Genomic DNA, 12,668 nt, shown 5'->3' on the forward strand with positions numbered 1-12,668 from the left:
AAAATCCTGTCCATTCTATTTTTCCAATGAAAAAAATCCGGCTCGACCAATTGCTGTTTGACAAAGGCCTTGTTGAAAGCAGGGAGAAGGCAAAGGCGCTTATCCTTGAAGGCAATGTCCGTGTAAACGGCCTTGTCGTTGATAAGGCAGGCGCGCTGATAAACCCTGACGATGCATTGGCGTTAGAAAATAAAATACCCTACGTAAGCCGCGGCGGGTTAAAGCTCAAACACGCGATAGACACTTTCGGCATAGATGTGAAAGACAAAACAGCAATGGACGCCGGCGCATCAACAGGGGGATTCACTGACTGCCTGCTCCAGCATGGCGCAAAAAAAGTTTACGCAATAGATGTCGGGTACGGACAATTGGACTGGCGGCTGAGAAACGATCCGCGCGTTATTTTGCTTGAGAAAACAAATATCAGATATCTCGAAGAGATAGTCAGAAGCCAGAAGTCAGAAGTCAGAAGTCAGCGCATGGAAGAACTTATGGAAAACAGAATCGATATCGCGACCATTGATGTCTCTTTCATTTCTCTTCTGAAAGTCATACCGCCAGTTATGAAGTTTCTAAAACCATCCGGCGAAATAATCGCCCTGATAAAGCCGCAGTTCGAGGTAGGCAGAAAAGACGTCGGCAAAGGGGTTGTGAAGGATGAAGGCAAACGGCTTGAGGTTGTAGAAAACATAAAGAGCGAATCAGAAAAAATGGGGCTTGATGTAAAAGGAGTAACCGCTTCCCCGATCAAGGGGCCAAAAGGAAATGTGGAGTATCTTATATATCTGAAGAAAAAAACATAACAGGCAGCGCACAATTACCAGCCGCGAAAAAGCCATCTCTTCCAGTCCCAGAAGTGTATGACCCTTTGCGTAAAATCAACATCTGCGACCCTTGTTGCGAGGTCCCGCAGTTCGGCCCTGTTTTCCTCTATTTTCAGGTCCTGAACTTTTTCGAGGCCGCCGTCGGCAATGAAATGCCTTATCTTCTCAAGCTCCCCGCCGTCAAGCCACACCCCGTGTTTCCTGCACTCGTCAATTATCACGCCTGATATCTGGCCGAAGTTCTTCCTGTTCATCAATTTCCCGCACCTGACGCACGGCACATATTCAACCGTATCTATTGCGGGGCCTTTTTGATATTCATCTTTGAAGTTCTCGTTACGGTAGACATCAGACTCTCTGGTTGAGCGGTGAAATTCTACCTTATCAAGCCACAGCCCCCCGCATTGCGTACAGAGGTCATATTCCTCGCCGTCTTTTCCAATCAGCTTTAGATCGACTTTGCAGCGCGGGCACACCGGAGGAGCAGGCCTGATATCTTCACCGTTCTGCCCGCCGCAAAGAGGGCAGGTTGTGTATTTCACGTTTATATTTTTCCCGCAGTGGGCGCAGCACTTTGTCTTATTTTCTGTCATCGGCATTCACCTGTATTTAATTCGAATTTTGTTTGAAATTTCTTGAGTCCGGGAAAAGAGAACAGGACGAGGTTTTTTGAAGGTTAAAAACAACTGGATTCCGGCTTAAAGACTGCCAGAATGACAGACAAACAGCGCGTCTAATCAGGCACTACTTATAAAGAATCAAACCATATTTTCGCTCATGGCCTGGCGAATTGCGAACATCAGCAGCTCATGATAGTTCCTGAAATTCATTTTCCGTTTGATATGGTCAATGTATGTCTCTATGGTTTTAACGCTGAGATTTAATTTTGCCGAGATCTGCTGTGTCTTCATTCCGAAGCCGATCAACTGAAACACCTCAAGCTCGCGGTTGCTGAGACACGCAACAGGAGAACTTTGGACCTCAAACTGGTTGGGAGCCAACTTGTTTATAATATTTTTCTGTATTTTTTCACTTACGTATATTTCTCCATTCAGGATGGCCCTTATTGCCGATATAACTTTTTCAGGGGCCTCGGTCTTCATAATATATCCATTGGCGCCTGCCCTGAGACAGCGCTCTGCATATGCGGATTCATCATGCATGGAAAAGACCAGAATCAAGATTAACGGATGAAGATTTCGTAAATCCTCCATAAGCCGGAGCCCGCTGCCCTGTCCAAGAGAAATATCAAGGACCGCGATATCAGGCTGGAGCTCTTCAATTCCCTGTATCGCACCTTTATAGTCACAGGCTTCGCCGCAAACAATAAATCCCGTCTCTTTATCAATAAACTGCGCAAGCCCCTGGCGCAGTAAGGGATGGTCGTCAACTATAAATATTTTATGCTTTGATCCCTGTTTCACTTATACCCTGTAAATTCTATAAATTTCTTTTCTGACAGGACAATTGCAAGTACTGGAATAACCAAAAGACATCGAGTAATTACAAAGACTGCTGTTGGATGGCTTTATAAAAATAATCTTGTTATTAATGCCTTCCTCGATTTCGCAAAGGCATTCTTTTTCACCCTGCAGACAGGAAAAATTCATCTGGCATTTATCTGCCTTAGTTAACGTGTCTGCGCTGACTTTAAATTCCGCTCTGTTTCGGCTGCTATGTGTCCCTGTATTCTCTTCCATAATTGCCCCCCTTTGCAGTAGCCCGGCATGTACTCTTAACAAACATGCAATGGCATACTGACAAGCTATATGATATTAGCGGAACAGCCCGATAAAATCACCTGTCCGAAAGGACAGGTATGGTTTTGGCGTGGTTAGGAAAGTGGATGAGGGCTACCGGGGGGCGATTATGCCTTTTTCGATTGCGATCGCTACTGCCTGAGCCCTGTTTACAGCGTTGAGTTTTTGCATGATGTTATTGATGTGGAATTTCACAGTCCGTGCGCTTATATTGAGGATCAGAGAGATGTCGTCTGAATTCTTTCCCTCTATCAGCCAGTTAAGCACTTCCTGCTCCCGCACTGAAATACCGTGGGCATTACTGCTGCTCTGGCGGATAAGGACAGCTTCTTTGATAATTGTTGTTATCTCATTATTCCTGATGGGCTTGGTAATATAATCAAGCGCGCCCAGTTTTATCGCCTGCACAGCGTCCTTTATTTCCCCGTATCCGGTCAGCATGATCACTACTGCGTTCTTGTTTGCCTTCTTGATCTCCTTCAGCACTTCCATCCCGTCAATCCCCGGAAGCCTGATGTCTAACAAAATTATCCCCGGCGAATGTGCGCTGAATTCTTTCAGGGCCTGGATGCCGTCACTCGCGGCAATGGCTTCACATCCCTGAAAGGCTACAATATCCGAAAGGAGCATTCGCATCTCCCGGTCATCGTCAATGATCAGTATTTTTTCCATATCCTGACATACACCTGCTTATTTAGGAAGCTAATAGCTTATTATTAAGAAACTGCGGGATTAAATCAACCCGAAATAATTCCACTCTTTGAAAAAGAGGGGTCAGGGGAGATTTTCTAAGTCAATGATTCAATACCTTATATTTTATGTCCTGTTTGATGAGTGTCTCAAGGACAGTGTCAAGGTGAGGTTTCTTGCAATCAACCTTGCTGATATTCCCGTCTCTCACGTAAGTCATGTAGCGGCAGCCTCCGAAACACAGCGGCAAATACTCACATTCAGGACATTCTCCGGTCTTCCACATTAGGGGACTATGAGAATCGGCGTAATCTGCCACACCGAGTAGAAGAGTGCCTGTTTCAAAACCCTTCCTCCCGATAAATGAAGGGCACTTGTAGATGCCGCCGTCGTAATTGACCACAAAATAATCAGTAACATCCACCTGACATGGCGACGGGGAAATAGTTGCCGTTTTATAGCCCCTTTTCAAGATTTCCTCTCTCAACGACACCACCGCTTGAGCAACCCACGGCTCATTGACGGACATAAACCCGTCTGCATAATCAACGGGAGCTTTTATGTCTTTGGGATTTTCCATCACCGGATTAAAATTCACTTCATGTATCTTCTCCGGGGTGAGCCCTTTTTCGTCAAAATAGACAAACAGGAGGGGGAACTTGTTGAAGTTTGTTTTTTGGTAATTGCCTCCGATGCCGATCTTCACAATATCGCAGGTCTCTCGGATATTGTTCACAATAGTGTCAAAACTTCCCGCCCCTGTCTTAAACGGACGGGTTGTGTTGTGTATTTCAGGAGTCCCATCAAGGGTTACCTTAATACCTCTCAGACCGAGCCCGGCGAGCTCTTCCGCGATCCGCCTTTTAAAAAGAGAGCCGTTTGTAACGAGAGTGAAAGTATATTTTGCCTCATTGCTTTCTGCAAAAGACTTCATCTCCCCGGAGATGGATTTAATGAGACCCGTGCTCAACAGCGGCTCCCCGCCGTAGAAGTCTATGTTGATAGTTTTCTTGCCGGGAGTAAATTTATTTTTGATGAAATCTGTCAGAAGCCCTGCCGTCTCATCAGTCATGTAGAACTTGCCTTTCATGCCACCTTCGTAGCAATACACGCAGTTGAAGTTGCAGTCGAGGTTGATTATGGCAGAAACATTCAATGTCCGGTTCTTCGCGTTGATCTCATCTAACATCCCCAGCGCTTCCCGCTTTTCAGCTTCAACGTCAGGGACGATCATACCGAGCTTTAACAGGACTGCTTCGTTTGCAGGAGAGAGGCTGCCATTTATTATGGAATTGAATGTCTCTTCTTTTAAGAGAACCTTTGATGATCTCTTTGTGGAGTAAAGGAGCAGATAGCCGGGCTTCCCCTCAAAGGGGTAGACTCTTGTATAGTGAGAGAGTTTCATTTGATTTGATAAAAAAAGGGGAGGCTTATCTTCCCCTTCAAAACCTTACTTATCTTACTGCTGATTGTGGAGAAGCCTTGCAGCACGCCATATCGGTTGCCAACTCATCAACACTTACGCCCTCTTCCAGCACAATGATTTCTTCTTTTTTCATATTCCCTCCTGTAAAAAGATTTATCCTGCAAACAGGATTCCTTATTCTACACAAAAAATGCTCTACGTCAATTAAAATTTTATCCTAACTCCTGCCTCCGTCCACCTGCGAGGGTTCTTCCTGTCACCAAAGTCATATTGTGAACCGTTAAAGAGATTATGTGCGGTCAGGAAAACATCAGCGTTAATTTTTTCTTTGGAATAAATCCCCTTCCGGAGATTCAGGTCCCAGATAAAATCGTCATATCTTGCCATAGAGGACGACTCAGTGTCCCACCATATGTAATGCCCGTCAAGCCGCGCTGAGAAGGATTTTCTGTCGTCATATAGCAGGGCAAGGTTGTAAGCATAGTTATATATCGAGTCATCTCCAGTTGTATCTGTTTCAAAGTCAAGTGTTTTGTGTACATATCCAACCCCGGCCTTTACAGTTATGTTATAAAATGAGACCGTTTCCATATCCAGTTCTACTCCATCTCGCTTTATCTCTCCGAGGTTAAAGAACTTATCATTAAACGCTGGAGGTCCCCCAGCGAACGGAATAAAATCTATGGCCTCTTTCATTTCGTGGTGAAAGTAGGTAAGCCGAGAGGTAAGAACATCCATTGCCCGTGTTTCAACACCTGCCTGATAAGACCAGATTTTCTCCGGTTTCAGGTCCGGGTTAGGATCAAGGAATAATCCCCCGCCTGACATCGACGCCAGCAACGGCGTCGAGAACCCCTTGGCAACAGATGCTCGTATAATGGTGTGACTGCCGATCTTGTATGTCGCTCCGATGCTCGGGCTGGTAAAGTCGCCGCTGACGTTGTTTTTGTCATACCTTATACCTGGCGTGATCGAGAAATTGCCGATGGATATTGTGTCGTTAAAAAACACCGCCCACTTGCTCATGCCGGGATGCGTTACAGAATGTGCAGGCGCGCCAAAGGACTGCACAAGGTCTCCTGAGTCAATTGTATGGTCCAGCTTTCCGTGGCTGACATCATAACCGGCAACCGCGGTATGTGCCTCGTTCCTATAGATGAGCTTGGCGCTTCCCCCCGCAGATTCCTCGTCATATATCTCATGAACAAACATCTCGCCTGTGCTAAGGATATCGCTATTCGAAATGCCCTTTTGCTTGAATGTGTAATAAGACGCCTCAAAACTAAGGTTGTCCGTAATCCCGGCTGACAACGTCGCTGTTGTGAAAAAGGCGCGTTCAATAGTCCCTGTCGCCAGGTCCGAGCTCGGCAGGTCTCCCGTATCTGCATGGGGATCGCCGTAACCTGCAGTAAGCAAAAGTTTTATGTCAGAAGAAAAAGGAATATCGAGTTTCCCGTAAATGTTGTCATTTTCAAAGGATCTGTTGTCCCTCAATCCATCAGAGTCCTGCCTCCCCGCATATATATAATACCCGGCAATGCCTGCCTTGCCGGCTGCCTCGGCACTGTAATCATGCGTGTCCCTCTCGCCAATTGAACCGCTGACAGAGCCTGAAGGGACAACAGAGTCTCCTGCATCCTTTGTAACAATGTTAATCACTCCGCCTAAAGACGATCCCCATGCTGATGAAGCCGGGCCTTTGATGATTTCCATGCGCTTTATTATCTTCACGGGGATTGGCTGAGTTACTATTCCTCCTGCCAGAGCATTCCAGGGCATGCCGTCAAGCAATACGAGTATGTGTCTATGTTCTGAGCCTTGAATATATATAAACCCCCCTCCCCCGAAATCATGTCCGCCAAGGCCAAAATTAACGAACACGCCCGTTACCCTTTCCAATACCTCAAGCACGGTATGCGCGTTCATCGACTCTATCTCCGCCGCCGTTACAATACTGATATTCTCCGCCACCTTCGACAACGGCTTCGGCGCCCTCGTCGGCGCGGTGACAAGCTGGTCCTCTTTGAAGTACATCCGCAAGGTCTGCATTTCCTCCTCAGTCTGTGCAAAGACAAAAGCAGGCAGCCATATGATCGATAAAATCAACAGTGAAAATAAAAAAGACCGGTAACATGTGCTGGAGCTGTGACGTGCTTCTTCATTCGTTGTGTTCACCCTTAGACCCCTTCCTTCTCCCACCTGTCCTTTAGGACAGTATCTTTTTCCAGGTTTGATGTTTCATTATTTACTTGATGAAGCTTGAGTACGGAGATTATTATTATCAATTTTGGGGCTCTTTGTCTATAATAATTTTGAAGGGGCATGAATAATTTCATGAGACACAAAATCCATATGCTGCTCAGGCTCGCAGCGCGGTCTTGCAACTTCAGCACAATTCCGCTGTTCGCTCTGATATATTTCCTGTTGCTTTCCTCCGCCGTGTCAGCGTCAAACATCATTGCCATCCAGAGCTTCAATATCCCGCCTTATAACGACGCTGTGAAGGGCTTTGAGAACGCCTGCGTTTGCGAGGTAGAAAGGTTTATACTTTCTGAGATGAAAGACCGGGACATCATAAAGGAACTGCGCGAGGCGCGGCCTGACATAATCCTTGCGGCAGGTTCCGACGCGCTGAATAAGATCAAGGACATTAAAAATATACCAATCGTCTACGTGATGGTGCTGGCCCCACAGCCCGCGATCTCCGGCAGGGAAAATATTACCGGGATAAATATGTATGTAGCGCCGGAGAAACAATTGTCCGTTTTGCAGAAGGCGCTGCCGGACGCAAAGAACATCGGCGTCTTGTACGACCCCGACAGGACCGGCGATTTTGTAAACAAGGCCCGTATGGCCGCCTCTGAAAAGGGTATCGAGCTCATTACTGTTGAAGTCCATAATTCAAAAGATGTCCCCGGTGCATTAAGAAATATGCCTGGCAAAATAGACGTCTTCTGGATGCTGCCTGATATGACAGTTATCGCCCCTGATACGGTTGAGTTCCTGTTCCTCTTTAATCTTGAAAACCGGGTGCCGGTAATTACATTCTCAGATAAATACCTGGAGATAGGCGCGTTGATATCTCTCGAAGTTGACGCGTATGACATCGGGAAGCAGGCGTGGGACATAACAAAAAAGATTTTATCCGGGGCGGGACCCGCAGGTATTAAAAAGGCCGGCGCAAGAGAAACGCGCATAACAATAAATCAGAAGATAGCTAATAAACTTGGGGTCACGATCGGCCGTGAAGTCCTTGATAAGGCAAAAGTGATCAACGGGAAACAATAATATGAAAATTCCAGACTATCTAAGGCGCAATCAGGAAAGCCTCGGGGCGAAAATACTTTACCTGTTCGCGGGTTTGATCGTAATTATATATTTTTTATTTGCCGCGTTTTTTATTTATCACGAGAGCAAATCCGAAAAGCTGCACCTTATATCCAGCGGCAGGCAGCTCTCAAGCCTGCTCGCGCATAATGCGAAACTCGGTGTGTTTACTGAAAACGCGGACCTGCTTAAAGACCCTGTAGGGGGGATTTTACAGAACCGGGAAGTCATGCTGGTACAGGTGTTTACCGCGGACGGAAAAGTTCTGAAGACACAAAAGAGCCCGTACAGAGAGACACGTGAAAAAAACGTCAAAGGCGTATTCAGTATGCAGGAGAGAGCCATTGACACGCTCAGTAAATCCCGGTCGATATCTTATTCCATAGACGAGAATAAGATCGAGTTCTGGGCGCCGGTGATCTCAAACCCTTCCTTCAATGAAGAAGATCTGTTTTTTGATGGAGGTCCTTCCAGCAGTGAAATGAAGGTAACAGGGTTCATCAGGATACTGCTTACTACCGAATTCATGAAAAAAAATCTCAGGGGCATATTCTTAAAGAGCATCCTGATACCAGTACTTCTTCTGATACCAGCTCTGATCGTTACCTATTTGTTAGTCAGGGGCGTTACAAAACCTCTGCGCCGCCTGACCGTGGAGGCAAAGGCATTGGGGGCGGGACATCCGGTCGACAAAGTATTCGTAGAAAGACGCGACGAAGTGGGCAAACTGGCGGAGGCTTTCAACAATATGGCAGACTCCCTGAGAAAAAGGGACTCCGAAAAACAGCAGCTTGAAGACCAGTTGAGGCAGGCGCAAAAAATGGAGGCCATCGGGACCCTTGCGGGAGGTATCGCCCACGACTTCAACAATATCCTCGGGGCGATGATCGGTTACATCGAGCTTCTCCAGCAAAGAGGAGAAGATGCGGACTTTGTCAGGCGCGGCCTTGAGCAGCTTATGTCTTCCGCGGAAAAAGGGGAGACCCTTGTAAAAAGCCTGCTGGCATACAGTAAAAAGCAGGCCATCTACCCCGAGCGCGTAAATCTCAACGTCATTGCCGGCAGCATTGAGGGAATATTGACAAGACTCCTTCATGAAAAAATAGATTTAAAAATCGATCTTGCGGAAGAAGACCTGAATATATTGGCTGACCCGGTACAAATTGAACGGGTACTGATGAACCTCGCGGCAAACGCGAGGGACGCTATGCAAGGCGGAGGGATACTGGCTGTGCGGACGAGAAGGGTCCGGTGTTCAGAGTTCAGAGCATGGGGCAGAGAGAAATTTACAGCGGAGCTTCAGGCCAAATGCTCCGGATCAAATACTGATTTCGCAGAGATCAGTGTCACCGATACAGGGGCCGGCATGGACAAGCAGACGAAGGAGAGGATATTCGACCCGTTCTTTACGACAAAGAAGGCGGGGGCCGGAACAGGGCTCGGGCTTTCCATAGTTTACGGCATTGTCCGCCAGCACAACGGTTACATATACGTGGATAGTGAACCGGGCAAAGGAACAGCATTCAGAATTTATCTGCCTCTCTGCGCAAACGCTGAAGCTGAAAAACAGGAAACAGGCCCTGAAACGATGGATAACGCAGATTGAGAAAGCGTCAACAGCTGCTGCCTGTACTTTTTCTTCCAGTCTTTAAAATTCCATTTCTTCAAAAACTCCTGCGCAACCCTTTCACCATTTTTGAACAGTTCCAGGCTCTCCTCCTGCTTATTTACGGCTACAAATTCACCCATTTCGGATATAATTAAAACATTATGGACGTGATTACTACTCATTTGAACGCGGACTTTGACGCGCTTGCGTCAATGTTAGCGGCAAAGAAATATTATCCAGACGCGCTCCTCGTATTCCCCGGCTCGCAGGAAAAGACCGTCCGCGATTTTCTTTCAACTTCGCAGATCGCGCCGGAGCTCACAAAGATAAAAGACGTGGACCTGCTGGAGATAACGCGGCTGATTCTTGTGGACGTAAAGAACCCTGAGAGGGTCGGACGGTTCTGCGAAATCCTGGACAGGAAGGGATTGACAATCCATATCTACGACCATCACCCCCTTTCCGCGGATGATATAAGGGGGCAGAAGGAAATTATTGAAACAGCCGGGGCCACGACAACGATATTTACTGAGATGCTGAGGAAAGACAAACTGCCTCTGTCTCCGGCGGAAGCCACGGTGCTCATGCTTGGGATTTATGAAGAGACCGGCTCCCTGATATTTCCTTCAACTACTGAAAGGGACCTTAACGCAGCCGCCTATCTTCTAAGGAAAGGCGCGAACCTGAACATCGTTTCCAGCTTCATAACAAAAGAACTCAACCCTGAGGAGATAGACCTTTTAAATGAGCTGGTGCATTCCGCAAAGGATTACATCATTCACGACACGAGAATAAAAATAGCGAAGGCGTCGAGAGACAATTATATCGGGGACATTGCGTTTATGGCCCATAAGATACGCGACATGGAAAACGCTGATGTGATCTTCCTCCTTGTCGCAATGGAAGACAGGCTTCAGATCATCGCAAGGAGCCAAATGCCCGAGGTCGACGTCTCCGAAATATTGCGCGTGTTCGGCGGCGGCGGACATCCTCAGGCAGCGTCAGCAAGCCTACGGAACATGACCCTTGAGGAGACTGAAAAGGAATTACTGGAAGTCCTGAAAAACAAGATACATCCTACAAGGACCGCTAAGGACATCATGACAAGCCCTGTAAAGACCATTACCTGGGGCAGCACCGTATCAACCGCTGAAAAGACGATGACAAGATATGAAGTAAACGTCCTGCCTGTTATCAAGCACAACTCCTACTACGGGCTCATTTCGCGGGAGGTCGTGGAAAAGGCATTGTTCCACGGCTTCGGCAAGAGCAGGGTCACCGAGTTCTGCACCACGGATGTATCAACTGTAAAACCCGCAACACCTGTAAGCGTCGTTGAAGCGCTGATGATAGAGCAGAACCAGCGATTCATGCCGGTGATCGAAAACAGTCAAATAGTAGGCGCGATAACAAGGACCGACCTCCTGAGGTCGCTTTATGAAAGCCTGCTGAGAAAAGACAGGATACTTACATATGAAAGATTGACCGAAAAACCCTCCATAGGCAAGAACCTTTCAGCGGTCATGAAATCAAAATTCCCCCCTGAGATATTCAGCCTGCTGAAGCTCTCAGGCGAGGTCGCGGACGGCCTCGGCTTTTCCTCGTATATTGTGGGCGGCTCTGTGCGCGACCTGATTCGCGGTGAAGCGAACTTCGACATCGACATCGTGATCGAGGGAGACGGGATTGCGTTTGCCCAGGTCCTCGGGAAAAAAATCGATGCGAAGGTAACAAGCCACAAGAGGTTCGGCACGGCTGTCGTAAAGAGGGACTCTTTTAAATTCGATGTCGCCACATCGCGGACGGAGTACTACGAATCTCCCGCCGCCCTTCCCACCGTTGAGATGTCGTCAATTAAAAAAGACCTGTACCGGAGGGACTTCACGATAAACACTATGGCGATAAGGCTGAACCCCGACAAGTTCGGGCAACTGCTTGACTACTTCGGAGGGCAGAGGGACATTAAAGAAAAGGCCATACGGATACTTCACAATCTGAGCTTCATAGAAGACCCCACTCGGGCCTTCCGTGCCATAAGGTTCTCGGAGCGGTTCGGCTACAAAATAAGCAAACACACGATGAACCTGATCAATACCGCTGTGCGGATAAACCTTTTTGAAAAGCTCTCCGGCGCAAGGATGTACGACGAGCTCAACCTGCTCTTTCTTGAGACAGAACCGATCAAGGCGCTCAAAAAGCTGGAGGAGATGGACCTGCTGAAGTTCATTCATCCCAATATATCAGTGACAGAAAGCCTGAAAGACACCTTTGAGGCGATACAGGAAACATTCGCGTGGTTCAAGTTACTTTTCTTTGAAGAGGAGGTCAACAAGTCTCATCTTTTTCTCATGGCCATGATCGAAGACCTGGCCCCGCAGGAGAGGCACAAGGCACTGAAGAGGCTTCATGTGCCTCCCAATGCAAACCGTGAAATACTTGACGGCATCGACGATTCGCGTAACGCGATTGCAAAACTGCAAAACGCTTCTCAAAAGGAGATCTACTATACACTCTGCCATCTGAATATCCAGACCATCCTTTTCACAATGGCAAAGGCCCGGCAGAAGGAACTGAAAAAAGCCGTCTCATTATATCTGACGAAATTAAGGAACATTAAACCTGACCTCACCGGCAAAGACCTGAAGTCAATGGGATACCCGCCCGGGCCGGTTTACAAAAAGATACTTTCAGCGATACTTGACGCGAGGCTCGAAAGGAAGATCAAAAGCAGGGATGAAGAGATAAAGTTCGTGAGAGATAAATTTGAGATTCAGTAGATTATCCTGACCCCGGCGTAGTAGCAGCAGAGGGCGCTTTCAAGGTCGTTGATAAAAGACCTCTCCTCACCATCCTCAAACATGATCCTTACAAGACAGAAACCGCCCGTGAGAGATGAATGTTTCTCCTCCACCACCTCTCCCGTGCCCCACGCGGAGTAATTGAGATGACTGACCCTGTCTCCGACCTTCAGATATAACCGCCTCGGCATTATTAATTATAATACAAAGAACGGAGGGGGAGAAAGAGGATTG

The 12,668-nt window shown here is 47.3% G+C and carries 10 protein-coding genes; 4 read left to right on the forward strand and 6 right to left on the reverse strand.

From position 1 onward, the window contains the following. Positions 1-26: 26 nt before the first annotated feature. Complete coding sequence (locus HZB61_02195) at positions 27-803, forward strand: TlyA family RNA methyltransferase (GenBank protein MBI5055419.1); 777 nt, start codon at positions 27-29, stop codon at positions 801-803. A gap of 14 nt (positions 804-817) precedes the next feature. Here HZB61_02195 and HZB61_02200 read toward each other — a convergent pair whose 3' ends face one another. The 5 genes from HZB61_02200 to HZB61_02220 form a co-directional block, all read right to left on the reverse strand. Then, positions 818-1,417 (reverse strand): zf-TFIIB domain-containing protein, encoded by a 600-nt coding sequence (locus HZB61_02200; GenBank protein MBI5055420.1) that lies wholly within the window; start codon positions 1,415-1,417, stop codon positions 818-820. A gap of 165 nt (positions 1,418-1,582) precedes the next feature. Next, complete coding sequence (locus HZB61_02205) at positions 1,583-2,248, reverse strand: response regulator transcription factor (protein ID MBI5055421.1); 666 nt, start codon at positions 2,246-2,248, stop codon at positions 1,583-1,585. 429 nt (positions 2,249-2,677) lie between these two features. Continuing rightward, positions 2,678-3,256: a response regulator gene (locus tag HZB61_02210; GenBank protein MBI5055422.1), complete on the reverse strand. Its 579-nt coding sequence runs from the start codon at positions 3,254-3,256 to the stop codon at positions 2,678-2,680. A gap of 121 nt (positions 3,257-3,377) precedes the next feature. After that, the gene (gene gptM, locus HZB61_02215; protein MBI5055423.1) at positions 3,378-4,679 is read right to left on the reverse strand and encodes a geopeptide radical SAM maturase; all 1,302 of its coding nucleotides are present in this window, start codon (positions 4,677-4,679) and stop codon (positions 3,378-3,380) included. Between the two features lie 225 nt (positions 4,680-4,904). Then, positions 4,905-6,749, reverse strand: a complete 1,845-nt coding sequence (locus tag HZB61_02220) for a TonB-dependent receptor (GenBank protein MBI5055424.1) — start codon at positions 6,747-6,749, stop codon at positions 4,905-4,907. Between the two features lie 285 nt (positions 6,750-7,034). Between HZB61_02220 and HZB61_02225 the strand changes: the two genes are divergently transcribed. From HZB61_02225 to HZB61_02235, 3 genes are all read left to right on the forward strand, one after another. Next, positions 7,035-7,988: an ABC transporter substrate-binding protein gene (locus HZB61_02225; GenBank protein MBI5055425.1), complete on the forward strand. Its 954-nt coding sequence runs from the start codon at positions 7,035-7,037 to the stop codon at positions 7,986-7,988. Between the two features lies 1 nt (position 7,989). Next, a complete protein-coding gene (locus HZB61_02230; GenBank protein MBI5055426.1) occupies positions 7,990-9,633 on the forward strand; it encodes a HAMP domain-containing protein in 1,644 nt (547 codons plus the stop codon). Between the two features lie 164 nt (positions 9,634-9,797). After that, complete coding sequence (locus tag HZB61_02235) at positions 9,798-12,413, forward strand: CBS domain-containing protein (protein ID MBI5055427.1); 2,616 nt, start codon at positions 9,798-9,800, stop codon at positions 12,411-12,413. Here HZB61_02235 and HZB61_02240 read toward each other — a convergent pair. After that, a complete protein-coding gene (locus HZB61_02240) occupies positions 12,407-12,625 on the reverse strand; it encodes a DUF3553 domain-containing protein (GenBank protein ID MBI5055428.1) in 219 nt (72 codons plus the stop codon). The two genes, HZB61_02235 and HZB61_02240, sit on opposite strands and share 7 nt — an antisense overlap. Positions 12,626-12,668: the final 43 nt, after the last annotated feature.

Source organism: Nitrospirota bacterium (genome assembly GCA_016214845.1).
Classification (GTDB): Bacteria; Nitrospirota; Thermodesulfovibrionia; order UBA6902; family UBA6902; genus SURF-23.

Coding starts and splice junctions, on each gene's coding strand:
- HZB61_02195 (MBI5055419.1), top strand. CDS start 27: ATGAAAAAAATCCGGCTCGACCAATTGCTGTTTGACAAAGGCCTTGTT.
- HZB61_02200 (MBI5055420.1), bottom strand. CDS start 1,417: ATGACAGAAAATAAGACAAAGTGCTGCGCCCACTGCGGGAAAAATATA.
- HZB61_02210 (MBI5055422.1), bottom strand. CDS start 3,256: ATGGAAAAAATACTGATCATTGACGATGACCGGGAGATGCGAATGCTC.
- gptM (MBI5055423.1), bottom strand. CDS start 4,679: ATGAAACTCTCTCACTATACAAGAGTCTACCCCTTTGAGGGGAAGCCC.
- HZB61_02220 (MBI5055424.1), bottom strand. CDS start 6,749: ATGCAGACCTTGCGGATGTACTTCAAAGAGGACCAGCTTGTCACCGCG.
- HZB61_02225 (MBI5055425.1), top strand. CDS start 7,035: ATGAGACACAAAATCCATATGCTGCTCAGGCTCGCAGCGCGGTCTTGC.
- HZB61_02230 (MBI5055426.1), top strand. CDS start 7,990: ATGAAAATTCCAGACTATCTAAGGCGCAATCAGGAAAGCCTCGGGGCG.
- HZB61_02235 (MBI5055427.1), top strand. CDS start 9,798: ATGGACGTGATTACTACTCATTTGAACGCGGACTTTGACGCGCTTGCG.
- HZB61_02240 (MBI5055428.1), bottom strand. CDS start 12,625: ATGCCGAGGCGGTTATATCTGAAGGTCGGAGACAGGGTCAGTCATCTC.